Annotated in this window: 20 protein-coding genes; 17 read left to right on the forward strand and 3 right to left on the reverse strand. The window is 40.5% G+C overall.

Annotated features, from left to right (window positions below; genetic code table 11):
• The first annotated feature begins 933 nt into the window (after positions 1-933).
• The 9 genes from QZ019_RS03460 (at position 934) to QZ019_RS03500 (ending at position 11,183) form a co-directional block, all read left to right on the forward strand.
• Positions 934-1,971, forward strand: coding sequence for an alcohol dehydrogenase catalytic domain-containing protein (locus tag QZ019_RS03460; RefSeq protein WP_294567345.1), 1,038 nt, complete (start codon positions 934-936; stop codon positions 1,969-1,971).
• A gap of 66 nt (positions 1,972-2,037) precedes the next feature.
• Positions 2,038-2,880 carry a fructose-bisphosphate aldolase gene (locus tag QZ019_RS03465; RefSeq protein ID WP_294567347.1) on the forward strand — a complete coding sequence of 281 codons (843 nt, stop codon included), beginning with the start codon at positions 2,038-2,040 and terminating at the stop codon, positions 2,878-2,880.
• A 45-nt stretch (positions 2,881-2,925) separates the two neighbouring features.
• Positions 2,926-4,470, forward strand: coding sequence for an FGGY family carbohydrate kinase (locus QZ019_RS03470; protein ID WP_294567348.1), 1,545 nt, complete (start codon positions 2,926-2,928; stop codon positions 4,468-4,470).
• Between the two features lie 28 nt (positions 4,471-4,498).
• Entirely contained in the window at positions 4,499-5,491 is a 993-nt protein-coding gene (locus QZ019_RS03475) for a DctP family TRAP transporter solute-binding subunit (protein ID WP_295482350.1), read from the forward strand.
• Between the two features lie 143 nt (positions 5,492-5,634).
• The gene (locus tag QZ019_RS03480; protein ID WP_294567352.1) at positions 5,635-6,171 is read left to right on the forward strand and encodes a TRAP transporter small permease; all 537 of its coding nucleotides are present in this window, start codon (positions 5,635-5,637) and stop codon (positions 6,169-6,171) included.
• On the forward strand, positions 6,168-7,457 hold the full coding sequence (locus QZ019_RS03485; RefSeq protein ID WP_294567354.1) for a TRAP transporter large permease: 1,290 nt from the start codon (positions 6,168-6,170) through the stop codon (positions 7,455-7,457). Before QZ019_RS03480 ends, QZ019_RS03485 begins: the two co-directional genes overlap by 4 nt.
• An 88-nt stretch (positions 7,458-7,545) precedes the next feature.
• Positions 7,546-8,511 carry a D-2-hydroxyacid dehydrogenase gene (locus tag QZ019_RS03490; protein ID WP_295482353.1) on the forward strand — a complete coding sequence of 322 codons (966 nt, stop codon included), beginning with the start codon at positions 7,546-7,548 and terminating at the stop codon, positions 8,509-8,511.
• A 5-nt stretch (positions 8,512-8,516) separates the two neighbouring features.
• Positions 8,517-9,659 carry a glycerate kinase gene (locus tag QZ019_RS03495; protein ID WP_295482356.1) on the forward strand — a complete coding sequence of 381 codons (1,143 nt, stop codon included), beginning with the start codon at positions 8,517-8,519 and terminating at the stop codon, positions 9,657-9,659.
• Positions 9,660-9,890: 231 nt separating this feature from the next.
• On the forward strand, positions 9,891-11,183 hold the full coding sequence (locus tag QZ019_RS03500; RefSeq protein WP_295482358.1) for a helix-turn-helix transcriptional regulator: 1,293 nt from the start codon (positions 9,891-9,893) through the stop codon (positions 11,181-11,183).
• Positions 11,184-11,188: 5 nt separating this feature from the next.
• Here QZ019_RS03500 and QZ019_RS03505 read toward each other — a convergent pair whose 3' ends face one another.
• Positions 11,189-11,803: an HAD family phosphatase gene (locus tag QZ019_RS03505; RefSeq protein ID WP_294567362.1), complete on the reverse strand. Its 615-nt coding sequence runs from the start codon at positions 11,801-11,803 to the stop codon at positions 11,189-11,191.
• Between the two features lie 91 nt (positions 11,804-11,894).
• Between QZ019_RS03505 and QZ019_RS03510 the strand changes: the two genes are divergently transcribed.
• The 5 genes from QZ019_RS03510 to rlmB all read left to right on the forward strand — a co-directional run bounded on the left by QZ019_RS03510 (position 11,895) and on the right by rlmB (position 18,517).
• Positions 11,895-13,328, forward strand: a complete 1,434-nt coding sequence (locus QZ019_RS03510; protein WP_295482361.1) for an FAD-dependent oxidoreductase — start codon at positions 11,895-11,897, stop codon at positions 13,326-13,328.
• Positions 13,315-13,938, forward strand: coding sequence for an RdgB/HAM1 family non-canonical purine NTP pyrophosphatase (rdgB, locus tag QZ019_RS03515; RefSeq protein WP_294567366.1), 624 nt, complete (start codon positions 13,315-13,317; stop codon positions 13,936-13,938). Before QZ019_RS03510 ends, rdgB begins: the two co-directional genes overlap by 14 nt.
• Complete coding sequence (gene hemW, locus QZ019_RS03520) at positions 13,928-15,064, forward strand: radical SAM family heme chaperone HemW (protein ID WP_295482365.1); 1,137 nt, start codon at positions 13,928-13,930, stop codon at positions 15,062-15,064. Before rdgB ends, hemW begins: the two co-directional genes overlap by 11 nt.
• Positions 15,065-15,109: 45 nt before the next feature.
• Positions 15,110-17,659, forward strand: a complete 2,550-nt coding sequence (gene rnr / locus QZ019_RS03525; RefSeq protein ID WP_295482368.1) for a ribonuclease R — start codon at positions 15,110-15,112, stop codon at positions 17,657-17,659.
• 93 nt (positions 17,660-17,752) lie between these two features.
• Positions 17,753-18,517, forward strand: a complete 765-nt coding sequence (gene rlmB, locus QZ019_RS03530; protein WP_295482371.1) for a 23S rRNA (guanosine(2251)-2'-O)-methyltransferase RlmB — start codon at positions 17,753-17,755, stop codon at positions 18,515-18,517.
• A gap of 104 nt (positions 18,518-18,621) precedes the next feature.
• On the opposite strand, the gene QZ019_RS03535 is transcribed toward rlmB, so the two are convergent.
• Together QZ019_RS03535 and sbcD are read right to left on the reverse strand one after the other, a co-directional pair.
• Positions 18,622-22,350, reverse strand: coding sequence for an AAA family ATPase (locus QZ019_RS03535; RefSeq protein WP_295482374.1), 3,729 nt, complete (start codon positions 22,348-22,350; stop codon positions 18,622-18,624).
• Positions 22,347-23,591, reverse strand: coding sequence for an exonuclease subunit SbcD (gene sbcD, locus QZ019_RS03540; RefSeq protein ID WP_295482377.1), 1,245 nt, complete (start codon positions 23,589-23,591; stop codon positions 22,347-22,349). The genes QZ019_RS03535 and sbcD overlap by 4 nt, the downstream gene beginning before the upstream one ends.
• A gap of 388 nt (positions 23,592-23,979) precedes the next feature.
• Between sbcD and rpsF the strand changes: the two genes are divergently transcribed.
• From rpsF to rplI, 3 genes are read left to right on the forward strand one after another with little or no spacing between them, the layout of a single operon-like run.
• Positions 23,980-24,399, forward strand: a complete 420-nt coding sequence (rpsF, locus tag QZ019_RS03545) for a 30S ribosomal protein S6 (protein WP_294567378.1) — start codon at positions 23,980-23,982, stop codon at positions 24,397-24,399.
• 13 nt (positions 24,400-24,412) lie between these two features.
• Entirely contained in the window at positions 24,413-24,643 is a 231-nt protein-coding gene (rpsR, locus tag QZ019_RS03550; protein ID WP_009142510.1) for a 30S ribosomal protein S18, read from the forward strand.
• A gap of 24 nt (positions 24,644-24,667) precedes the next feature.
• Entirely contained in the window at positions 24,668-25,120 is a 453-nt protein-coding gene (gene rplI / locus QZ019_RS03555; protein ID WP_009142509.1) for a 50S ribosomal protein L9, read from the forward strand.
• Positions 25,121-25,193: the final 73 nt, after the last annotated feature.

Below are 25,193 nucleotides of genomic sequence, written 5' to 3' on the forward strand. Positions count from 1 at the left end.
TCATCTAGCGTATTGTTAACTATAGATATACGTTTTAGATAAGATGACTTTTGCTTTCTTTTTATATGCTCTTTTATCTATATGTATTTTAGGATTAGAAAATGTTTAATTAACAGTAAATGATAGAAACTTATCAATTACCTGAATAAAAAATAAAAATTTTATAGTTATCAAAGAAGTAAGTAACATTGTTCTTTACGTAAACAAAAGCATATTCAACTAATTTGTCATCATATATATTGAGATTAAGATCAAATTTAAAGCAATTTTAAAAAATGTGATCTAGGTATTTGACACATACATTTTTTATAAAAATGTATGTAAAGAAATCAGATCAAAGTATGTTCATTGCATAAAGAACAAATCTAAGTCAAAAAATAACTTTTTTTGAGTTGTTTTTCTGACAAAGAGAGTAATTTTGTGTGTAATTTAAGAAGGTAAAGGGAAATTTGTGCTTGTTTGTAAAATCAACTAAAAAAGATATTTTGACATATAAAGCAAACTTAAATATTCGATTAATTATTTGATTTTATTCTTTAATTTAAAAAAGAGACATGCTGTTTTTTAATATAAAAAAGATGTTTTTTATTTATTTTATTTAAAATTTCATCTACATGCAAAAATATAAATTTCACAAATTATATGTCTGTTTTTGATTTGTCTTTTTACATACCAAAATTACCGTAAATCTTAAACATGTGATGAAAGTACACAGCATTTACGATCTTAAAAAAGATTAAATTTAAGTTAATTTACTGAAAAAACAGATAATTATCTTTTTAACGGTGAGCCTCTAATTTGGTTTTCTTTTAGATAAAGCTGTTGTCTTTTTTGATATATGCAATTTGCTCCTTTAACTAAACTTTATCGTGAAATTTAAATATTACTCATGCACTACTAAAGAAAGCATATTTGCTTAAGGAGTCATATTTCATGAGAGCAGTTGTACTTAGAGGACCTAATCAGTTCGCTCCTGAGGATATTCCGGTACCGGAGATTGGCAACGACGAGATTCTGTTAGAGATGAAAGCTGCCGCAATCTGCGGAACTGATATGCGTATTTTGACCGGTAAGAAGACTAAGGGCGTTCGTTATCCTTCAGTCATCGGTCATGAGTTCTGCGGCATTATCGCTAAAGTCGGCGCAGACGTTAAAGGATATGAAGTAGGTGAGAAAGTCGCTGTAGCAAACGTTATCCCTTGCCATCACTGCAGCAGCTGCTTGCACGGTCGTACCAATGCATGCTTGAACCGTAAAGCTATCGGTTATGAATTTGACGGCGGTTTTGAAGAGTATATCCGTATTCCCGGCATCTGCATTGAAAACGGCAATGTCGTTAAGCTCCCTGACAGCGTTTCATTTGCTGCCGGTGCTTTGATTGAGCCTTTATCATGCTGCATCCGCGGTTTACGCAATGCCGGAACCGGCTTTAATGACGATGTCCTTATCGTTGGTGCCGGTCCTATCGGCTTATTCCACCTCCAGTTAGCCAAGATTGCAGGTGCTCGTAAAGTTATCGTCAGTGAGCCTAACGAGCAGCGTCGCAAAGTAGCCGCTGAACTTGGCGCTGACATCGTCGTTGATCCGATGAACGAGAACCTTGAAGAGATCGTAAAGCGTGAAACCAACGGTCTTGGAATGGACGTTATCGTCATGGCAATCGGTGTTCCTCCTCTTGTTAACCCGACCTTAAAGCTCTGCAAGAAGGGCGGTACCGTTAACCTGTTTGCTGGCTTTGCCGGCACCGGTGAGTGCAAGATTGAAGTCAACACCATTCACTACAACGAAATCAACGTAAACGGCAGCACCGCTTACAAGCTTGAGGATTACCTCGCTGCAGCTGAGATGATCAAGAGCGGCAAGATCGATGCTGACAAGATCGTTACCCATAAGTTCAAGATCGAAGACTTCCAGAAGGCTTACGACGTATGCGTAGCCGGAACCGGTCTTAAGGTAGTCATCGAGCCTTAATTTTAAAGACCCGATTTTAATTTTTTAAAAGTTTTGTTTTGTCACTAAGTAAAGAGGAAATTAACTATGGCAATGTTAGGTAAGGCAGTTCGCATGAGCCGTTTGGTCAACCCGAAGAGCAACAAGATGATGGCCATCACTGTTGACCACGCTATCTCCCGCGGTATTGCTCCTATGACTGGTTTGCATCACATCCAGGACACTATCGACAAGATCGTTGCCGGTCGTCCTGATGCTATGACTATGACCAAGGGCATCGCCGAAGACTGCATGTGGAAGCATGCCGGTAAAGTCTCCATTTTGATGAAGATCTCCAACTACTCTCCGGTTAATCCGACCAATGACATCGTTTTCGGCTCCGTTGACGAAGCAATTCGTATGGGTGCTGACGCTGTTTCTATGGGTGCTATGACTTTAGGTGACTATCAGGCTGAGCAGTTTGAAAGAATCGGTCGTATCGCTGACGAGTGCGCCGTAAGAGGCATGCCGTTAATCGGTCACGTATATCCGAAGGGAGAGAGCGTTCCTGTTGAGAAGCGTACCGCTTGGGAAAACATCGCTTACTGCTGCCGCAGCGCCTGCGAGCTCGGTATGGATATCGTAAAGACCACCTATACCGGTGATCCTGATTCAATGGCTAAGGTCGTTGCTTGCGTTCCGAGCCAGTTCCGTATCGTTATTCAGGGCGGTGACGCATGCAAGACCTTGGACGACTACCTCAAGATGACCCGTGACGCAATGGATTGCGGTGTCGGTGGCGTAACCATGGGCCGTTTCGTATGGGATTACAAAGACATTACCGCTTTGGTAGTTGCTCTTCGTTACATCATTCACGAAGGCTACAGCGTCAAGGAAGCCAAAGAATTATTGGCTCAGCTTGAGAACGATAAGAACTACGACCAGTTCTAATCATAATTTCGCGATAACTAAACATAAATAAGGAAGGACCCGCCAGTGAAAGCAATATATCTTTTGGGTGTAGACGTAGGAACATCGAGTATCAAGACCGTTATCCTTGACTCGAACGCCAAGGTCGTGGCGGAAGAAACTGATTTTTACCGCCTTATCAATCCAGATCAGGTGTCAATTCAGGTTGACGCGGCTGATATGTGGAGGGCTTTCATTAATTGTGTAAGCCATCTTATCAGCAGAAATAACGTTGATCCTGCATTGATCGGTGCAATCAGTATCTCCAGTTTATGCCCTGGACTTGCAGCGTTTGACGCTACAGGTAAACTGCTGGTGGATCCTATCATTTATTCAGACAGACGCAGTACTCAAGAAGCTGAAATTTTCCGCGAGAAAGTCGGCGATAAGCGTCTGTTTGAAATTACGGCCAACAGTGCTATGGCCGGCGCCATGTCCGGTACTTCGATGCTGTGGATAAAGCGCAATCTTCCCGAAATTTATGAACGTACTAAGTATTTCGGACATATAAATACCCTCATGGCTCAAAAGCTGTGCGGTAATTTCGCAATTGATCATTCAAATGCTTCTTACACTCTTTTATATGAAACCGTAGATCGCGGAATTTGGTCAGAAGAGTTATGCGAGAAGGTAGGTATTGATATTGAGAAGCTTCCTCCTTTGCATAAATCAACGGATGTCGTAGGTCAGCTTACCAATCAGGAATTACTTGATTTGGGCTTGCATCCTGATACCAAGATCGTCATCGGCGGCGGTGATACCGCCTGCGCAACTCTTGCAGCCGGTGTGGTCAAGCAGTGGGATGTTTGTGAATCAGTAGGTACCTCCGATGTTTTGACCGTTGCCGTTGAAAAGCCTTTGTTCTCTCCTAAATTCATTAACCGTCGTCATGTCGTGGATGGTGCATGGATTTATCAGGGTGCAATGTCTCATACCGGATCTTCTTATAAATGGATGTATGACAATTTCTATCAGGATTTTCAGGCATTAGCATCAGGATCCGGAAAGAAAGGTATGCTGATGATGAATGAAGATGCCGCCAAAGCCGCTCCCGGAGCGGATGGTCTTGTGTTCCTTCCTTATATGATGGGCGAGCGCAGCCCAGTGTGGGACGCTTACGCAAGAGGCGAATTCTTCGGTCTGTCATTAAAGACAACAAGACGCGAAATGAATCGTGCCGTTTTGGAGGGCTGTGCATACGGCTTACGCCAGATGTTCGATATTTGTGAAGAATTAACCGGTGAGAAGATAACGCATTTTTCATCAATCGGAGGCGGGGCAAAGAGCAAAGTTTGGGCCCAGATTAAGGCCGATATTACCGGTCGTGACATCACCGTTTTAGATATGAGCGATATGGCTCCTGTCGGAGCGGCTTTACTTGCAGGTGTCGGAGCCGGTGTCTTTAAGGATGTATACGAAGCTTCGGCGAAAGTCGAAAAAGCGGTTTATACAAAAATTAAGCATTCCGATGCCGATAAAGAAGTATATGACCGCCGCTATAAGGTGTATACAGGCCTGTACCCAAGGTTAAAAGATTTGTATCGAGTAAATCTCGGTATTAAAGAAAACTGATTTATAAACAACATAGCAGGAGAATCTCATGAAAAAATTTGTAGCCACCTTATTGGCCGCTTCTTTGGGCTTAGCTGTTGCCGGTACTTCAAGTGCAGCTACTTTGAACGTCAGCGTACCTGATGCCGATAACTCATACATCTACGCTGCCGCTCAGGAATTTACCAAGCGCGCAACCGAGTACTCAAACGGCTCCCTTGAAATGAAGGTCTTCCCGAACGGTTCATTATACGGCGGCGATGCTAACGCAGCTGTTTCTTCCGTCGGCAACGGCTCTTTGGATATCGTTATTTTGGCTGCTTCCTTATACGCAAGCTTCAACCCCGAATTCTACGTATTGTCAGTTCCTTATCTGTTTGATAACACCAAGCAGCTTCAGGACTATATCAACAGTGAAGAAGGCGTTAAGCTTTTCAACTCCGTTGAGGAAATGGGAATTACCTGCTTAGGCCGTTGGACTCGCAGCTTCCGTCAGGTTACCAACAGCAAGCACCCGATAAATCAGCCTGATGATCTTAAAGGCTTGGTTTTGCGTACTCCGAGTAACTCATTGTACGTTGAGTTCTTCAAGGCTTGCGGCGCTAACGTAACTCCGATGAACTTCTCTGAAGTTTATAACGCTTTGCAGCTTGCCACCCTTGACGGTCAGGAAAACCCGATCGACGTTCCTGCTACCAGCAACTTCTACGAAGTTCAGAAGTATGTTTCCATGACCAATCACATTGCTGATGCATGGGTTGTCGGCATGAACACCGAAAAACTTAAGAGCTTGTCAGAAGAAGAACAGCAGGCCCTTGCCAAGGCAGCAACTGAATGTCAGCAGTGGTATGTTGATTATCAGGCAAAGCGTGACGGCGAGATGTTGAAGCTTTTGACCGACAACGGTATGCAGGCTAACGAAGTATCTGCTGAAGGTATGGCTAAGTTTGTCGATGTTTCCAAGAGCCTCTATCCTGAGTTCAAGAAACTCGTCGGTAACGATGCCGTCTTTGATGCAGCCGTTAAGTTCTGCGGCAAATAATAATTACGATAATTTTCTTCTAAATAACTCGTTGATTTAACTAGAGATGCAAGGGAGTGAATTACTTCCCTGCATCCCTTTATCCCAAAATTGGCGGTTTTTGAAGAAATAAAAATAGTTATTTTTAGTTAGGGAGATAGTTTATGCAACGTAAACTCTCACGTTTCAGTAAATTTTTCGATGTTGTCGATAAACTCGAAGACATCGTTTGCGGCGGAACGCTGGCGGCTTTGCTGTTCATCGTTTTGCTGCAGGTAGGCGCCCGTTGGTGCGGCATCATCTTGGCATGGACGGAAGAAACCACTCGTTTCCTGTTCCTTTGGATGATGTTCATTGCTGTGGCTGCCGGTTTTAATCGCGCAGAGTCTGCTCGCGTGGTCGTATTAATTCAAAAATTCCCTCTTTCTGCACAGAAAGTTTGCGCTGCAGCATACTACATAGTATCCATCGCTTTCTTCTTTTTCATGCTTTATTACGGCACTGAGCTTTCCATGCAGAAGTTTAAATTCCATGAAATGGCAACAGCTTTGGCTCTTCCGATGGGCTTTATTATGATCAGCGTTCCCATCAGCGGTTTCTTAGGAATTATCGGAACCATTCAAAGTTATCTTGAGTATTCACATCTTGTAGCCACTGGCGGCGACAACAGCGAAATCGGTATGGAGGGAACTGTCAAATGAGTATGAGTGTTATTTTGCTGATCCTGTTCCTTGCCCTGATGGCATTCGGTATTCCTATTGCCATTTCCCTGGGTGCAGCCTGCGTTGCAGTACTTGTAACCATGAGTCCTATGCCTTTGACCATGGTTGTACAGATGATGTACAGTTCTATGAACAGCTTCATCATGGTGGCAGTTCCGCTCTTTATTTTGGCGGGCTCATTGATGGATGAAGGCGGTATCGCGGATAAGATTTATGATTTAGCCGATGCCTGCGTAGGTTGGATTTACGGCGGTTTAGGTCACGTATCCGTTTTCTGTAACATTATTTTCGGCGCCATGTCCGGTTCATCAGTTGCCGCTGTTGCTTCCATCGGTAAGATGAGTATTAACGCCATGGCTAAGAAAGGTTACCCTAAAGCTTACGGTGTAGGTATTAACCTTGCCGGCTGTATGCTTGCATCAGTTATTCCTCCTTCAATTTTGATGATTGTTGCTGCATCCACAGCAGGTGTTTCCATCGGTCAGGCCTTGATGGCAGGTCTTGTTCCCGGTATCTTCATCGGCGTTGCCTTCATGATTTACAACTATATTACTTGTAAAGTAAAAGGCACCGGTGAAAAGAGCGAGTTCAGCGTTCAGCGCTTGGGTAAGGCTTTTATTGCAGCCGTTCCGGCTTTGATGGTTCCGGTAATTCTCCTTGTCGGTATGTATAGCGGTGTTTATACCCCGACCGAAGGTGCCGGTATCGCAGCTTTCTACGCTATCTTAATTTCAATTTACGTCTACAGACGTTTGAAGTGGTCAGACATTCCTCGCATTGTTGCCAAGAATGCCCGTCAGACCGGTACCATCTTGTTCATCGCTATTACCGCAAAGCCTGCAGGCCAGATTTTTGAACTTGACGGTCTTCCCGGTCAGCTTGCCAACTTCATCGTCGGCATCTCTAATGATCAGCTCGTAATTCTGTTTGCTCTGTTTGTGTTCCTGCTCTTAGTCGGTATGTTCATGGACGCAACAGCCGCCATCTTCATTTTGGTTCCGATTTTGTTGCCGGTAATGGTTAAGATTGGCGTATCTCCGCTGTTCTTCGTTGTATTCCTTGTTATCACCTTGTCATTCGGACTTATCACGCCGCCTGTGGGAGTGTGCCTGTACGCAGCCCAAAACGTTACAGGTATGTCATTTGAGGCTGTCGTTAAGTCGGTAATGCCTTGGCTGTATTTGACCACCGGCGTATTGGTAATGTTCATCTTCTTCCCTGAGATCATTACGGCTCCGGTAGAGTGGATGTTTAGCACTAATTAGTAATCTTCAGCTCGCAGTTTGTAAATAAAACTGCGGGTATATTAAAAGTGCAAAAATTTAAATAAGTGCTATTTAGGAGAATTCAAACATGAAAATCGTAGTGTTGGACGGATACACCGAAAATCCTGGTGATTTAAGCTGGGATGAGCTTGCAAAGCTTGGTGATCTTACCGTTTACGATCGCACTCCGGTAAATGATGAAGCCGAAATTATCCGCCGTATCGGCGACGCTGAAATGGTTTATACCAATAAGACCCCGATTTCACGCCGCGTGATTGACGCTTGTCCGAACATGAAGTTTATCAGCATGCTCGCCACCGGTTATAACGTAGTGGATTATGCTTACGCTAAGGAAAAGGGCATTCCGGTAACCAATGTTCCTACCTATGGTACGGCTTCAGTAAGCCAGTTCTCAATCGCTCTGCTGCTTGAAGTTTGCCATCATATCGGACACCACGACGCTTCCGTACATGCCGGAAATTGGGCCAAATGCATCGATTGGTGCTATTGGGATTATCCGCTTATTGAGCTTGACGGTAAGACTATCGGTATTATCGGTTTTGGCCGTATCGGTCAATCCGAGGGCAGAATTGCCAAAGCTTTAGGTATGAAGGTTCTTGCATACGATCTTTATCCTAATGATTCAGGCCGTGTCATTGCCGATTATGTAAGCCTTGATGAGCTTTACGCTAAGGCAGACGTTATTTCTCTGCATTGCAATCTCACTCCTGAAAATACCTGCATGATCAATAAAGATTCCATTGCCAAGATGAAAGACGGCGTCATTTTGATTAATAACGCCCGCGGTCAGCTTATCAATGAGCAGGATGTTGCCGATGCTCTTAACAGCGGCAAGATGGGAGCTGCAGGTTTAGACGTTGTTTATACCGAGCCTATTAGAGAAGATAATCCTTTGCTTAAGGCTAAAAACTGCATTATTACTCCGCATATTTCATGGGCTCCTAAAGAAAGCCGTCAGCGCATCATGGACTGTGCAGTGGAAAATGCCAAAGCATATATTGCAGGTTCTCCTATTAACGTGGTTAACAAGTAAGACCAATGAAGAAATGTATTGTCATCTCGGACTCTTTTAAGGGGACGGTATCCAGTCTGGAAATTTGCGAAATCGCAAAGCAATCCATTCCGCGATTCTTTCCTGAATGTGAAGTGATAGCCCTTCCGGTTGCTGACGGCGGTGAGGGTACTGTTGAATGCTTTGTCAAGGGAATTAATGCCGAGCCCGTTACCGTATCGGCAACGGGTCCTTTGGGTGCTTCTCTTGACGCCGTTTATGCTCGTCACGGCAATCAGGCAATCGTGGAGATGGCAAGCGTTGCCGGTCTTCCGCTTTTACACAATCATCTTGATCCGATGAACGCGACTACTTTCGGAGTCGGACAGTTGATTCGCCACGCTATAGAAAACGGCTGCACGGAGATCTTGTTGGGCCTTGGCGGCAGCTGCACTAACGACGGCGGCTGCGGTTGTGCTGCAGCGTTGGGGGTTAAGTTCTATGACAAAGATAATAAGAGCTTTATTCCTACAGGCGGTACGTTAAGCAATATTTGCAAAATTGACTGCACTGATGCACGGAAGCTGTTAAAGGGTGTTCAAATCACGGTTATGTGCGATGTTGAAAATCCTTTGTACGGCCCTACCGGAGCCGCATATGTTTTCGGACCGCAGAAGGGCGCAGATGAAAAGATGGTTCAGGAAATCGATGCAGGCTTACGCCGTATGGCAGAAGTCGTCGAATCTGAACTTCACAAATCTGTTGCTCAGATTCCGGGAGCGGGAGCTGCCGGCGGTATGGGAGCAGGATGCATCGCGTTCCTTAATGCAAAGCTCAAATCGGGCATTGATGCGGTTCTTGATATGGTTGAGTTTGATAGCCGTATCGAGGGAGCTGATTTGGTTATCACCGGAGAAGGACGCATTGATTCTCAAAGCGTTCACGGTAAGGTGATTTCAGGAATCGTCAAAAGAACCAGAGTTAAAAATATTCCGCTTATGGCAATTGTCGGCTCAATTCATCCGAGCGCCGTTGAAGCATACGATTTAGGTGTTACCGCAATGTTCGGTATTGACCGCGAAGCGGTGGCATTTGAAAAGTATGCCGATAGAAGCGCTGAGAATTATCGACAAACCCTTGAGGATATTTTAAGACTCTTAAAGGCAATGAAAGATCGCTGGCAGAAATAGCCGACGCTTTTTCAGATTTTTGCCGCCTGGCGATATTTTGTCGGTTTTGTCAGAATCGTAGGCGGAATTTTTTAAGGGCACTTTTTACTTAAATAACAATAAAAAGCTGCAACAGCAGCGTGACACCGATGCCAAGCATTGGACCAATTCATTTTAGTCTTTGTGTGTGGGCTTTGAATTGATTTTCAGCTTGCATCGGTTTTTTTATTCCTAAAAAGTGTGTTTTTACCGATGGCCTATAAAAAGAAAATAAACGCTCAAGAGTCTGAGGCAATCAGAAAGCTTGATTATATGATTGAACTTTTCGTCAATATTTTAAAAGTTCAATTATGTATCTATGATACTGAACGTAAGTTCATAAAATCCATTTCTGATTTGACTGATGAAGAAAATCCTTTACTTACCGATGCAAGCTATCGCGAGCACCTCTTGGATCGTGCCGAAAATGATAAGGTTTTTGTCGAAAGCGATTTTGAGAATGTGATTTACGGCGGCATGCTTATCGAAGATCGAATAATTATTTTCGGCCCCTTGGTAGTCGGCAGCAAAAATGAGGAAATAAACAGACTGCATTCTTTAAGACATAATTGCAGGCTGTTCTCGATTCAAAATTGTGATTTGATAACCGCTATAAGCGCGCAGATGATGCTTTATTCTGCTTTTAATGATTTTTATCCTTCTCTTTCTACAATTATTCAGAGCGCATTTTTAAATTTAAAAGCGGTAGAGCATATTGATGAACGCGTAAGTTGGATTGTAGTAGAACAATTTGAGACTAATCAGCCTTTAGCATCTCTCAGCATGGAGACGGCTATTTTAAAAGCTATAGGCGATGGAGATATTAAGACATTACGCCATTGTCAGGATCAAGCTTATCATTTTAGAAATTTTGCTTCCTCAGATCCGGTTCGTGGTGAAAAAATTCGTTGCTTTGTTGATGTTTCTTTATCGGCACGTGCTGCCATCATGAGCGGAGTGAATGAAGGCGAAGCTTTAATTTTGGCTAACTCATATGTTAGGGAAATTGAAGAAGTGCGTTCAGCGCAGGAGGCAATGGCATTAAAATTACAGGCACAGCTTAAATTTGCTCAAATGGTAAGTGATCTTAAAAGCGGTAAAGATTCCGATTCTGAGTCAAACGTTGTAAGCAGTGCCGACAAGTCAACGCTTAAAAAGCAAAGGATGCTGACCCAGATTAAAAATTATATCCGTCAGAACATCAATTCACGGATGAGTCTTGATGATTTGTCCGATTATTTTAATGTGAGCAAAACATATTTGCAGATGCTGTTTAAAGATCAGGAAAACACCACGCTTATGCGCTATATTCGTTACGAGCGCATCAAGATAGCCAAATTGATGCTCAAAACTACGGATTTACCGCTGGTGGAAATTGCCGGCTATTTGAATTTTTGTTCACAGTCTAACTTCACAAAAGTGTTTAAGCAGCTAACCGGCATGACTCCTGAGTGTTATCGTCTTGAAAAGAGCAAGTACACTGCTCCTTTGGTATCTAAAGATTAGTACGGTTATTCTGGTTTTAAGATCCCGCGCTTAAACGATCCGTTTTCCACCTCAATACAGTCAAATCCGCCGTCCAAGGCGGATTTGATGCCTAAAGGTCCGTCTTCAAACACGACGCATTCACTTGGTTTTACATTCAGAAGTTCTGCAGCCTTTAAAAACGTATCAGGAAAGGGTTTGTGTCTTGTTACTTCACTGGCACTGACCGAAGCGTCGACGCAATCGGTAAGATTTAAGAGTTTTAAGATTGTATCTACGTTTATCCTTTGCGTACCGGTACCGACCCCGATTAATTTGCCAGAAGCTTTTGCGTCCCTTAAAATTTTCTCAATCGGTTTGAAAGTATGAAGCTTATCAAAATGAGAGCGATAAACCTCAACTTTCCGGGCAACGAAAGCATCAACATCGTTTATGTGAAGTCCGTGATTGTTAAAGTACATTACTACGTCTTTACTTGACATGCCGCCTAAGTCATAGATGATTTGAGGATCAATGGTATAGCCTCTTTCTTTATATACCGTAGTCCAAGCAATGACGTGCAGCGGCATTGAGTTGATTAGTGTTCCGTCCAAATCAAAAATAAGGGCTTTATAGCTGCTTAAATCAGGGAAAGAGTCCATTTAAACCTCGAAGGTTAAAAATAAAATAAAGGCACGTTTAGTTAATTTGAGTATACTCTATATTTGTTATGAACAAATAATTTGAAAAAGTATGGACGCAAGAAAAATATCCTGTGATTGCCTTATAGTCGGAGCAGGCTCTGCCGGCATCGAAGCGTACAAGGCGGCCAAACAAAACGGTGCGCAATGTATTTTGGTGGAATCCGGACCTTTGGGTACGACAGCGCATCGTACCGGAGATATTCCGTCATGTCTTTTATTTGCGGCTGGAAAAGCGGCCCATACCAATGCTGATGCCGAAAAATTCGGGCTTAAGTTTAAAAATAAGGCAAGTTTTGATAAATCAAATGTCTTAAATTCTTTGCGAGCGGCTAGGGCCCAATCAACTACCGAGGTTTTGTCTTTTTTATATAAGATACCCGATAATGAAAGAATTATCGGTAAAGCCGGGTTTATCGATGCACACCATGTACATGTCGGTGAGAATTTGATTATTGAATTTAAAACCGCAGTAATCGCTACCGGTTCTACTCCTGTTATTCCCTATGAACTCGGTAAATTGGGCGGGATTTTAACTACAGATGAGTTTTTTGAGACCGACAGGATAAAAAACAGTATAGCCGTGTTCGGTTCGGGACTTGTTGGTTTGCGTTTAGGTCAGGCTTTGTCTTATTTAGGTGTTGACGTTACTGTTTTTTGCGATGAGAATTTATGGCTGTTGACTGATGAAACGGTTATCGCCAAGACTCGAGAACTGTTGAGAAAAAGCGTTAAGCTTTCGGTCAATTCCAATATTACGGCAATTGAAAAGCACGGTGATCTTTACGGTATCTATTATCTTGATGAAAATAATTTTGAAAATTTCATTACGGTAGAGCAAATCATTTCTGCAGGCAGCCGTTATCCTAAAATTGACGGCATGAAGCTTAGAGATATAGGAATAAAGTTAAGTCCTTTGGGCTTTATTGATGTTGACGAGAAAACCTTACAGACTTCCATTCCGCACATTTTTGCAGCAGGCGATGTTATAGGATCTAAGATGTCAACGAATTTAGCTAAGGAAACCGGAAGAGTTGCCGGATTTAATGCTGCAAAACTTCCGCATAAACTTAGCATGAACAGTTCTGTCGCCGTGCATGTGCTTCCGACCGAGCCTTCTGCCGCTATAGTGGGTCTTAGTTTTAATGAGGTTAAAGAGAGAGCAAAACTCGGTTTTCATTTTGTTATCGGCGAATCGCATGCCGATAAAGGCATTTATCGCTGTGAACATAATGATCAGGGACTTATAAGACTTTATTGTGATTTACAGAATCATTGTATTTTAGGCGCGGAAATGTGTGCTCCGCAATGTGATCATTTGGCGCATTTTTTAGCTTTGGCAATTCAAAAGAAAATGACGGCAGATGAATTAAGTACTTTCGGCTTTTTCCATTTAACTTATGAAGAAGCGTTAAATGATGCGGCCAAGTCGGCGCTTAAAGCAATAAATCAAAGAAAAGGAACTAATTATTATGCCCGTTCATAATGGAAATAAAGAGAAGATTTTAGTATTGGCATCAGGCAATGCCGGTAAGGCCCGTGAGTTTGCAAAACTTCTTGAGCCTTTGGGATATACCGTAAAATTACAAAAAGAATTTAATGTTCAATCTCCTGAAGAAGACGGTTTATCTTTTGTAGAAAATGCATTGATAAAAGCACGATATGCAGCAGCTTGCACTGGATATCCTGCTATTGCTGACGATTCCGGTATTTGCGTTGATGCTTTAAACGGAGCGCCCGGTATATATTCCGCTCGTTTTGCAGGAGAACACGGAGATGATAAGAGTAATAACGAAAAACTACTTGCTCTTTTAAAGGATGTTCCTTTACCAAAGCGCACGGCTTTTTATTTTTGTGCTTTAGCTTTAGTTAGGGATAAAGATGATCCTGTTCCTCTTATCGCTACCGGAAAGTGGTGCGGAGCCGTGGGATTTAAGGAACAGGGAAGCGGGGGATTTGGCTACGATCCTTTATTCCTCGTGACTGAGCGTAATTGTACGGCAGCGCAGCTTCCCGAACAGATTAAGAATTTAATTTCCCATCGTGCCCGAGCGATGATGAAACTTAAGGCGATGCTGCATCAAAATGAGCTTTGATTTTCTAAAAGAAAATTATACGGGTCTTTATATTCATTACCCTTTTTGCCTGCGCAAATGTCCTTATTGTGACTTTAACTCTTACGCAAGAGGGAGGAATGAGAATCAGGATGAATTGTATTTTTTACGGCTAAAAGAAGATTTTTCATCCTGGATGCCGAAAGTAAAAGACCGTAAATTTATTTCGGTGTTTATAGGCGGCGGTACTCCTTCTTTATGTGCCCCCGGTTTAATCGGAGATTTTATTGATTTTATCGCTCCTTTTTTAACTAAAGACTGTGAAATCACGATCGAGGCAAATCCGGGGACTGTCGAACTTAATAAATTAAAAGATTTTAAAACCGCGGGCGTTAATCGGTTAAGTCTCGGCGTACAAAGCTTTAATGACGTCCTTTTAAAAAGGATAGGGCGAATTCATGATGCGGCAACAGCCAAAAAAGCTTGCAGCGATGCTGATAAATGCGGCTTTTCTGCATTTAATATCGATTTGATGCACGGACTTCCTGGACAAAGTTTAGAAGAGGCTTTATCCGATATTAAAACAGCGGCCGCCTTTAACTGTACGCATCTTTCATGGTATGAGCTGACTATTGAAGAAGATACTTATTTTGGAACGCATACTCCGATCCTCCCGAGTGAAGATGAGCTTTATGCAATAGAGGAAAAAGGTTTCCCTTTGCTTAATTCATTAGGTTTTAATCGTTATGAAGTCTCAGCTTTTACCCGTGATAAACATTGCGTGCATAATGAAAACTATTGGCGTTTTGGGGATTACGTGGGAATTGGAGCGGGGGCTCATTCTAAGTTTTTTGACGGAAATAAAACAATAAGAAAAGCCTGTCCGGCACTTCCTTCTGATTATTTAAAGGGAGATTTCGGCAAGTTTTATACCGTAGATGAGACAGATATTCCTTTTGAATATATGTTAAATCGCCTGCGGCTTTTTAACGATATTAAAACTTTTGAATATAAGCTTCATACGGGACAGGATTTTTCTTTAGTAAAACACGTTTTGGATAAAGCTGCGGCATTATCTTTAATTGAATTTAAAGATGATGAAACATATTGTGTGACAGCGTACGGAAGACAAATGTTAAATGATGTTTTAGAGATGTTTTTATATTAAAATCAAAGTACAATGAAATTGTGGCGGTAAAAAGAGAGACTCAAAATGCAAGAAGTGTATGACCGAATTTTAAATGATAAAAATGCGCCGCAAGGCAATGTGCAAAGTAATTTAAAATGCGCTTTATATTTGGTTTTATGTCTTTATAAGATTAATTTTAATGACGTAAAATCTTTAAGCCTCATGTCTTATCTGCTTTCGTCGGTAGGTTACAAAGGTTCGCTTCTTAATGTTACAAAAGAACAGTATGAGACTCTTGCGCGGGAATTGGTTGATGAAGGATCTCTTGTTTCAATAGAAGATTATTCGGCATATTCGCGTCCTAGTGCATTAAAAGAGTTTGTTGCCAAAATTCGTGCGAAAAAACTTAATACCGCCGGCGTTGATGATTTTATCTATTATATTGAAGATGATAAAGGCAAAGAATTTTCTTTAATCACTAAATTTGCGCTGCTGCCGGGTGATGAGGCTAAAGTAAAAGCCAATTATGACAGCGGCAAAGCTTATGTTTTTGAATTAGTGACGAAAAGAGCTGCGGTCATCGGCAGAATGCAGCAGCTTAAGAAAAATCATATTGAACTTATTCCTGATGAACCGAATTTAGGCTTTATTCATTTTGTGTTTGAATCTCCTGAAGCAGTGGGGGATGCATTGCCGGGCGACATCGTGATTGCCGAAATTACTAAGCGACAGGTGTTTTCATGCCTTATTAAGACGCGAAAGGTAGTAAAGGATTTAGGATCTTTAAATGACAAGATAATAAGAGCAATTATAAAACACGATATTCCTAATTCCTGGCCTGATAACCTTATCCGCTCATTAAGCCGTGTACCTAGCGTTGTAAAGGAAGAAGAATTAAAAGGACGCGTCGATGTAAGAGATCTTCCTTTGGTCACAATTGACGGAGAGGATGCGCGTGACTTTGATGATGCAGTTTACGCAAGGGAAGAAGAAAAGGGTTGGACTCTTTATGTCGCGATTGCCGACGTTTCTTATTATGTTAAGCCGGGAACTTTGCTTGATAAAGAAGCCCTTTTGCGCTGTAACTCGGTATATTTCCCGAATTATGTAGTTCCGATGCTTCCTGAAAAATTATCAAACGGTATTTGCTCGTTAAATCCTAACGTTGATCGCATGTGTATGGTATGCGAACTTAGTATTGATAATAGTGGCAAGACCAAAAAATACGCATTTTATCCTGCGGTGATGAGGTCGCATGCAAGACTTACTTATACAGAAGCTTGGCGCATGATAAGCGAGCAGTCTTGTGAATTTGACGAACATAAGCCTTATATCCATGATTTAACCGTTTTGCATGATTTGTATAAGGTTTTGCGTAAAGCTCGTGATAATCGTGGTGCAATCAATATAGAAAGCGAGGAAGTTAAATTTATCTTTAATGAAAATCTTGAGATATCAGGTTTAACTCCGGTCGTAAGAAATGACGCTCATATGCTTATTGAAGAGTGCATGATTGCGGCAAACGTTGCAGCCGCCGAGTTTGTAAATTCGCGCAAAGCTCATACTTTGTATCGTATTCACGCCAAACCTACGGAAAAGAAGCTTACCGCGCTTAAATCTTATTTAAGCCGCATTGGTTTGGAATTGCCGGGCGGCGATGATCCTTCATCTATGGATTATGCCCGTTTTGTTAAGCAAATAGAAAAGCGTGAAGATAGTAAGATCATAGGTGAGCTTTTACTTCGCAGTTTGTCAAAAGCCGAATACAGCCCTGATAATATCGGGCATTTCGGTTTGGCTCTTGAAAAGTATGCGCATTTTACTTCGCCTATTCGCCGTTATCCCGATTTGCAGCTGCATCGTGTTATAAAGCATTTGCTTGAAAAAGAGAAAAAACGCGATTGGGGAAAAATCGGCGCTCGTGCTTATACCAAGGAAGAATTGCAGATTTTAGGTACGCGCTGCTCAGAGCGTGAGGTCGAAGCGTTTTATGCAGAGATGGACGTTGACGCCGATCTTAAATGTGAGTATTTAAAGCAGTTTATCGGACAGACTTTAGACGGAACGATTACTGCCTGCACTAAATTCGGTATTTTTGTTCGTTTAAACGATTTTTACATTGACGGCATGATTCACATTGCTTCTTTTGATGAGTTCATGACCTTTAATGAGCGTTCGCAGACCTTACGCGGAGGAACCGGCAGAGTCTTTGCCGTAGGAGATAAGATAAAAGTTATCTTAGCCGGCATCAATACTGATGAGCATAAGATTGAGTTGTTCCCCGATACTCGTGAGAATCGTATCATGATTCAGAGTACGGCAGGTAAAAAGAAAACCAAGAACAAGAAAACACAGGAAAAAGCTAAAGTAATAAAAAAAGTCGTTGATAAAGATGCGTTTTTTAAGTCAATTGCCGATATCACAAGAAATCAGGCTGCGACTGCGGAGGATGCCGTATTAAGAGAGGAGGAAAAACCTAAAAAGAATCTTCCTTTAACTCAAGAATTCGGTGATGAAATGCTTTTAACCGGAAGAGAAGATCATAAAAAGCATGGGAAAAGACATAAGAAAAAGGCTAAAAGTCAGAAAAGTGCCTCCGGCAGTAAAAACGGTAAAAAGAAGCGTAAAAAGTGATTTTGAGTTTTGTTTTTAACTAAGAATGGCAGAAGAAGTGTTAAACTTTACTGCCTTTCTTTTAGGTCACAAGATTTTAAATGGGAACAGAAAATGATACGTAGAAACGGTAAGCAGAATCGTGAATTGGTGTATGGCGTGAATGCTGTGGAAGCCGCTTTGGAGACAGCACCTGAAAAAATCGTCAGCGCTTTTATAATTAAAGGACGTGAGGATGATAAAAGAATTTCCCGCATTGTTTCTTTGATGAATAATTATGGGATTAAAGTGCAAACCGCGATGCGTCATACTTTGGATGAAATAACCGATAATGGCGTACATCAAGGTGTGGTTATTGAGATGATAGCAACTCCTCCTAAAAATGAAGGTGATCTTGAGGAACTGCTTGATACTCTTGAAAATCCGTTTTTCCTGGTGCTTGATAGTGTGACGGATCCGCGTAATTTAGGCGCTGCGATGCGTTCTGTCTGGGCGGCCGGTGCCCACGGCGTGATTGTTCCCAAAGATAAATCGGCATCTTTTTCTCCTGCTGCCCGTAAGGCTGCGTCAGGCGCTGCTGATGTTCTGCCCCTTTTTGCCGTGACCAATTTGGCAAGAACGCTTGAAATGTTAAAAGAGCGTTTTGTAAGAGTGATCGGTATGGACGGTGCGGCAACAGACAATATTTATGCAACTGATTTAACCGGACCTCTTGCTATTGTTATGGGATCTGAAGAAAGCGGTATGCGCCGCCTTACTCGTGAAAAATGCGATGACATAACGAAGATCCCGATGGCTGAAGGAGTTGAAAGTCTGAATGTTTCAGTAGCTGCAGGTATTGCGCTCTTTGAAGCGGTAAGACAAAGATCGTTTCGTTAGTTAGTTTTAGGAACTATCGGCATCCCGGAAGATTTTCTGCCGATAGTTTTTTTGTTTTTCATAGAATAAAGATATTTGTGTTATTGCAGTGGCAAAAGCAAGCGTTACTTTCTTGTACACCCTGCGCCTTTAATTGTTGAGTAGCCTCCGGCTAATTTTTGTACTTCAATTTGTGTTCTTATTCTTTCTTTTAGCTTTGCCACATGTGAAATAACGCCGATAAGCTTACCTTCCTTTTGTAATGAAGCAAGGGTATCAAGTGCGCTTTCCAGCGCTTCATCATCAAGAGTACCGAAACCTTCATCAAGAAAGAGGGAGTTTACCTGAACGTTTTGACTTGCCATTTTGGAAAGACCTAAAGCAAGGGCGAGACTTACCAAAAATGTTTCTCCGCCTGAAAGATTTGAAGTGGGGCGATGACAGCTGAATTGATATAAATCAATTACATCAATTTCAAGAGCTCTTTTTTCATCATCACTTACGCAGAGCTTGTAGCGATCGGTAAGTTTTGACATTTCACGATTGGCAAGATTTATTAAATATTCAAGAGATATATTTTGTACGAATTTACGGTATTTTTTGCCGTCGGCAGTTCCTATGAGAGAGCAAAGGCGATGATATCTTGTATAAATATCTTCTTGTTTTTTATATTCTTTTGCTTTTTCAGCGAATTTTTTGGCATTATCAAAATGTTTTTCAATAACGGAACGCAAATATCCCTTTTGTTCGCTTAGTTTATTGAGTGCGGCTTTATTATTTTGAAGTTTTAGTGTTAATTCTTCTTCGTTTTGCTTTAAATCCGGATCGTCTGACATTGCGTCAATTAGTTTTTGATTTTCTGTAATTTTGGTAGTAAGCGACAGCAAGAGATTTTGAAGATGTTTTTGTTCATTTATAAGTACGTTAAGATCTTTATCGTCAATTAAAGCGTGCTCAAAATCTGCAACATTTAAGAATTGATGAGCTTGAAGTGCATTTGTGAAAGCATTTTTATCAATGGAATATTGAGTGCTGAGTAAAAGACGGTTTTTTTCTTTGACGGTTAAAGATCCTTCTGTTTGAGCTAAATGCGAGGAGATGTTTTGTAGGTTATTTGCAATTTGTTTTATTGCATCTTCCAAATTTACCAAAGCTTCATCAAGCTCAGTTTGATAAGTTTTGACATTGTTATTGCCAAAAAGATTGAAGCGCTCTTCTTTAACCAAAGAAAGCATCTGGTCTTTTTTGGCATGCTCTTTAGTAATATCGTTTAACTGAGTTGCAATTAAATGTAATTTTGCAGTTTCAGCGTCATTTATGCTTTGTTTTTCAGCAATTTTTTGTCTGCAAATTTCCTCTTTTTGTTGATTCTTTTTGTAGTCATCGTTTTTATTTTGTAAAACTGAAATGGCACTAGTAAAGTTTTTTAGATATTCATCAAAACGTTCATTTTTATCAATTTTTACCCGGTGATTTGAAAATTCATGGCTTAAAACATGACATTTTTCATCAATTTCTTGTTTTAAATAAGAAATTTCATTGTTGAGAACTGTATGGCGAGAACTTTTTTCATTGATCTCGGTGTTTATTACGGCACTTTGTTGTCTTTGAGTGTTAACTTGTGTTTGAATTTTAGAAATTTGATTCAAGAGTTTTTGTTTCTCATCATTGATGTTATCCACATTTTTGATGATATTTTGTATATGTGAAAGAGAAAAAGAAAATTTATCTTTAAGATCGGATATGTTGCTTTCGTTATATACGTCTATGCCTTTTATATTTAGGATAGACAGCAGTTTTAACAGCGTCTTTTCTTTTTCTTCTATAACAGTTTGTTGATTGGCTATTTCTGTTTGTAATGTCTGTTTTTGTTTATCTTTGTGTTCAATATCGCCGCTGATTTTTATAAGTTGAATATTTTGTGTGCGAATGTCTTTTTCAAGAGCCTCATATCTTTCTTTAAGATTGTTAAGTTCAATTTCATCCTTATCTGTCCAGGGAATTAAGTCAGATGCATACGGATGAACGGTGCTGCCGCACAAAGGACACGGCTCCCCTTCTTTAAGCTGATGTCGCTGCTCATCAAAAGTCATAGCCTTTTGTTTTAAGGTGAATAAAGTTTCTTTTAGCTTTAAATCCTTTTGCAGTAACAATTGCTCGTTGCTTTTATCTTTTAGTAGTTGAGATATCTCACTTTGATTTTGAGTAAGTTTTGAAATGCCTAAAATAAGTTCATTAAGTTTTGAAGAGTCTTGATTATGTTTTTTGTAAGCGTCAAGAAGTTTATCTGAAGCGTTAATTAACGCTGAATAATTTTCGGCAGACTGTCTGTACTCTTGGACACTTTTCCCCTCTAGCAATGCTGCAAGCTGCGTATTAACTGATTGTTCTTTATCATTTAATTTTTTTAGCTCTGTTTCATTTTTCTCTAAAGAGACAGTGTTTTTTTCATTTTCTTCAGAGAGTTTTTTTATTGCAGTATCTAAGGCGCTGCTTTCTTGAACTTTGTCGGTTAAATCTTTATAAAACAAAGTATTAATTTGTTCAAGCTTATTTTGCAGTACAGAAATGACTTCAGGAAGCGTTGCGTCAATAATATGCTCTTTTAAGTATTCAGATAACTTTTTGTGCTCGCATTGCAGCTTTAGTAAAGATTTATTATTGTTTTCTATGGATTTTTTACAAATGTTTTCTTTTTCTATTAAATTTTCTTGACTGTTTTGTAATTGATTTAGTTCGCTTGTTCCTGCTTCAATCTTTGCATCAAGTTCAATTACTTTATCTGAAACTTTCTTAAAAGCGGCTGCTTTTTCTTTTTGCTTTAAAAATGCTGCGTTCTTGCTTTTAAGATCAGTCTCTAATGTGTTTTTGTTTTCTTTAAGTGCAGATAATGTAGTATTTAAAAACTCAATATCATCATTAAGTTCTTGTATGCTTTTTTCTTTATCTTTCAAACTAAAATAGTCGTTTTTGATTAAATTAGCTTGTTGCGCATTGTAAATTTTTATTTCTTTAGGTTTAAACTCGGTAAATTTTGCAGAAAGAGATTCTTGTTCAAGGTTAAGAGCTTGAGCTGAGTTTTTTGCCTTGTTAAATTCGGTAAATTTATTTAAGGTCGTATATAAATATTGATTTTCTTTTTCCAGAAGTTTTACTTTTTCCGTAATTTCATTTACGGCATTTTCTTTTTCCTTTAATTCTGCTTCATTAAGAATCTCAATATGTTCAAGAGATTCTTTGAGGCTTTCTAAAAGTAGTTTAGCTTCTTTATCTTTTTGATAGACAAATTGAGATATTTGTGAATAGATAGCTGTCCCGGTGAGTTTTTCAAGAAGCTCGGAACGTTCATTGTCATTTGATTTTAAAAAGTTAGCAAAATTACCTTGCGCAAGGAGCATGGATTTAGTGAACTTGTCAAAATCAAGACCGGTAATTTCTGCAACTTTGTTAGGGACGTTGCGTCCTGAAGCAATATCTTTCCCGCCTTTAAGATCTTTATCAAGTTCGATTAAAAGATGGGTTTTATTTTGCAGTGCTCCGCCCATCTTGTTTCGGGATCTATGCTGTTCAAAGGAGGCAAGATAATATTTATGCGCACTTTCAAAAATCACCCTTGCCATACACGTTCCTTCAGAACGCGTCATGATTTCATTGGTGCTGCCTACATCGTTAAGACGCGGAGTTTTTGAGTAAAGAGCAAGGCAAATAGCGTCTAAAATAGTTGATTTTCCTGCACCGGTAGGTCCTGTGATGGCGAAAATACCGCTTGATGTAAAGGCTTCATCGGTAAAATCAATATTAAAAGTTCCGCGTAAAGAATTAAGGTTAGACAGTTCTACTCGTAAAACTTTCATTTTGCATCTGCCTCCTCATCTATCATTAATCTCCGGATTTCTTTATATGTACTTATATATTCAGGACGATCTTTTTCTTCAATTCCTGCAGATTCCAAAAGTCGTAAAAAGACGCTGTCTTCATTTAAATCAGTAAGTTGTTTTATTTCATCATCTTGTGATAATGCTTTACCAAAGCAGCGATTGTCTTTTATTCTTAAAATTTCAATTAAAGAATTTGACGTAAGGTCATCAATGCGGTTTTTTATGGTTATTGCGTCTTCTTGTCCTTCTAAAAGAATTTCAACCATAAAAGGTATGTTTTCTTTTTTAAGCTCTTTTAATTGCCTGCTTATTATGTCTAAATCGCCTTTTATTCTGACTAGTTTTTTAGTCTGGGAAAACGGAATTAAAGAGAGTTTTTTATCCCCTTTGTCAAATTCGATAAGGCAAGCATGTTTGGTTTCGGTTTCGCCAAAGTTCATGGGAAGAGGAGTGCCGGAATAACGAATATATTCGTTTTGCTTGATTTTGTGTCCGGTGTGCAGGTGTCCTAGTGCAATGTAGTCATAGCGCGGATCAAAAGCGTCGGCTTCAATCGGGCAGAGCGATCCGACAAAAAGATCGCGTGCAGTGTTGGTATCGCTTATAACGTCACCAATCATAAAAAGATGTGCCATAGCGATTACCGGAATTTTAATATGGTAATTATTTAATATCTCTTCTTGTTTTAAAAATGCCTTAGCGGATACTTTTCTTATATGTCCGATAACTGCTTTTCTATATTCAGCGTGTATTTCATCCTCGTTTTCATCTATTAAAATACGTCTTATATCCCGTTCACGAAGATAGGGGATGGCGCTTATGATTAGAAAAGGAATTCCGTTATCTTCTTTTAATACGATGATTTCTTTATCGATATTTTCAATATCAATGCTTGATACGATATGAATATTAAAAGAGGAAAGTAAAGGATCGGCCGCTTTTAGAAAGTTCGGAGAATCGTGGTTCCCTGCAATGAGCACGGTATGCTTTAGCTTTGTTTTAGCAAGTTTGGCAAGAAAGTCGTAGTAAAGTTTTTGCGCGTCAAGTGCTGGCATGGATGAGTCAAAAATATCGCCAGCTATCAAAAGAACATCGATGTTTTCTTTTTTTATTATTTCTGTAAGCTGATCTAAGATTTGACAGAACTCATCGGTTCGGGATTTTCCGTACAGATTTTTGCTAAGATGCAAATCCGAGGTATGAAGAATTTTTAACATAAAGCGTGCTGCCGTAATAGAAATATGTATTTATAAATTACTAGGTTTCATTGATACTTGCTATAGAATTTAAATATCTTTGATTTTTGCTGAATTTTTAATGGGATAAACTGATGATATGTAGTGCGGTGTTCTTAATTTAAAAAAGTTAAGGGAAAAATTTTTGTGTCTTTTGATTGGGAATTTTGCTGATACGCTTAAAAACGGCATAGATTTGCCTATTTTAAGAAAAAAATAGATGGTTTCATTTATTGAAATTTATAAAAAAAGCAGTAAAATATTTGCCGTTTCAGTCGCGCGAGTTTTTTAGATGGAAAAAACCGCGTTAGCTTCCTTGTCTGAATAATGACTGATATTTTCAGACTTCTACCGTAAGGGGCATTTATTCATGCGTCACTACGAAATCGTATTCCTGGTACATCCGGATCAGAGCGATCAGGTACCGGGTATGATCGAGCGCTATAAGGGCGAGATCGAAAAGACCGGCGGTAAGATTCACCGCTTAGAGGATTGGGGCCGTCGTCAGTTGGCTTACCCGATTCAGAAATTGCACAAAGCTCACTACGTTTTAATGAACGTTGAAGCTGAGCAGGAAGCAATTGACAGCATTGAAAACAATTTCCGTTTTAACGATGCCGTAATTCGTAATCTTGTTATTCGTACTAATGGCCCGGTTACTGAGCAGTCTCCTATGATGAAGGCTCGCGAAGAGCGCCGTGCTCGTGAAGATGACGGCGAACAGCGTCAGCGTGCTGCTAAGGCAGAGGCCGAAGTTGTTGAAGCTGCCGAAGAAACAGTAGCTGAATAAGGAGAACTTGAAAATGGCTCGTTATTTCCATCGTCGTAAGTTCTGCCGTTTCACTGCTGAAGGCGTAACTGAAATCGATTACAAGGATGTTGCTTTATTAAAGAACTATGTTACCGAATCAGGTAAGATTGTTCCTAGCCGTATCACCGGTACCAGCGCTAAATATCAGCGTCAGCTCGCTACCGCTATTAAGCGTGCTCGCTATTTAGCACTTTTACCTTACACCGATCTTCATAGCCGTTAATTCGGTTTTTAAAGGAATTGCAAAATGGAAGTCATTCTGCTTGATAAACTCGCTCACTTGGGCGGACTCGGTGACAAGGTTAAAGTTCGCAACGGTTATGCCCGCAACTACTTGTTACCTCAAAAGAAAGCCGTTATGGCTACTAAAGAAAACTTAGCTAAGTTCGAAGCTCAGCGTGCTGAACTCGAGGCTAAGATTGCAGCTGAGCTCAAAGCCGCCGAAGATCGTGCTGCTAAGCTTGCTGAAATTGGTACCGTAACTATTCTTGCTAAGGCCGGCGACGAAGGCAAACTCTTCGGTTCAATCGGAACCCGTGATATTGCTGACGCTTTGACCGCAGCAGGTTGCGAAATTCACAAGAGTGAAGTTCGTCTCCCTGAGGGCGTTTTACGCTCTGTCGGCGAGTACGAGATTGCTCTCCAGCTTCACGCAGACGTTAAGTCCGTAATTAAGTTGGTTATCGCTGCTGATAAATAATTCAGTAAAACGCGATTACCTGAACTCTGCTCTTTTTTGTATATCTATCAGCAGAGTTCATAATCAAAGCCTT

The sequence above is a fragment of the uncultured Succinatimonas sp. genome, from assembly GCF_905203285.1.
In the GTDB taxonomy this organism is placed as follows: domain Bacteria; phylum Pseudomonadota; class Gammaproteobacteria; order Enterobacterales; family Succinivibrionaceae; genus Succinatimonas.

Bases quoted from the DNA above. Each gene is read 5' to 3' on its own strand.
- QZ019_RS03495 (WP_295482356.1), top strand. From the start codon at position 8,517: ATGAAGAAATGTATTGTCATCTCGGACTCTTTTAAGGGGACGGTATCC.
- QZ019_RS03465 (WP_294567347.1), top strand. From the start codon at position 2,038: ATGGCAATGTTAGGTAAGGCAGTTCGCATGAGCCGTTTGGTCAACCCG.
- rplI (WP_009142509.1), top strand. From the start codon at position 24,668: ATGGAAGTCATTCTGCTTGATAAACTCGCTCACTTGGGCGGACTCGGT.
- hemW (WP_295482365.1), top strand. From the start codon at position 13,928: ATGAGCTTTGATTTTCTAAAAGAAAATTATACGGGTCTTTATATTCAT.
- rnr (WP_295482368.1), top strand. From the start codon at position 15,110: ATGCAAGAAGTGTATGACCGAATTTTAAATGATAAAAATGCGCCGCAA.
- QZ019_RS03510 (WP_295482361.1), top strand. From the start codon at position 11,895: ATGGACGCAAGAAAAATATCCTGTGATTGCCTTATAGTCGGAGCAGGC.
- QZ019_RS03460 (WP_294567345.1), top strand. From the start codon at position 934: ATGAGAGCAGTTGTACTTAGAGGACCTAATCAGTTCGCTCCTGAGGAT.
- rlmB (WP_295482371.1), top strand. From the start codon at position 17,753: ATGATACGTAGAAACGGTAAGCAGAATCGTGAATTGGTGTATGGCGTG.
- QZ019_RS03490 (WP_295482353.1), top strand. From the start codon at position 7,546: ATGAAAATCGTAGTGTTGGACGGATACACCGAAAATCCTGGTGATTTA.
- rpsR (WP_009142510.1), top strand. From the start codon at position 24,413: ATGGCTCGTTATTTCCATCGTCGTAAGTTCTGCCGTTTCACTGCTGAA.
- QZ019_RS03480 (WP_294567352.1), top strand. From the start codon at position 5,635: ATGCAACGTAAACTCTCACGTTTCAGTAAATTTTTCGATGTTGTCGAT.
- QZ019_RS03475 (WP_295482350.1), top strand. From the start codon at position 4,499: ATGAAAAAATTTGTAGCCACCTTATTGGCCGCTTCTTTGGGCTTAGCT.
- rpsF (WP_294567378.1), top strand. From the start codon at position 23,980: ATGCGTCACTACGAAATCGTATTCCTGGTACATCCGGATCAGAGCGAT.
- QZ019_RS03505 (WP_294567362.1), bottom strand. From the start codon at position 11,803: ATGGACTCTTTCCCTGATTTAAGCAGCTATAAAGCCCTTATTTTTGAT.
- QZ019_RS03500 (WP_295482358.1), top strand. From the start codon at position 9,891: ATGGCCTATAAAAAGAAAATAAACGCTCAAGAGTCTGAGGCAATCAGA.
- QZ019_RS03485 (WP_294567354.1), top strand. From the start codon at position 6,168: ATGAGTATGAGTGTTATTTTGCTGATCCTGTTCCTTGCCCTGATGGCA.
- rdgB (WP_294567366.1), top strand. From the start codon at position 13,315: ATGCCCGTTCATAATGGAAATAAAGAGAAGATTTTAGTATTGGCATCA.
- sbcD (WP_295482377.1), bottom strand. From the start codon at position 23,591: ATGTTAAAAATTCTTCATACCTCGGATTTGCATCTTAGCAAAAATCTG.
- QZ019_RS03535 (WP_295482374.1), bottom strand. From the start codon at position 22,350: ATGAAAGTTTTACGAGTAGAACTGTCTAACCTTAATTCTTTACGCGGA.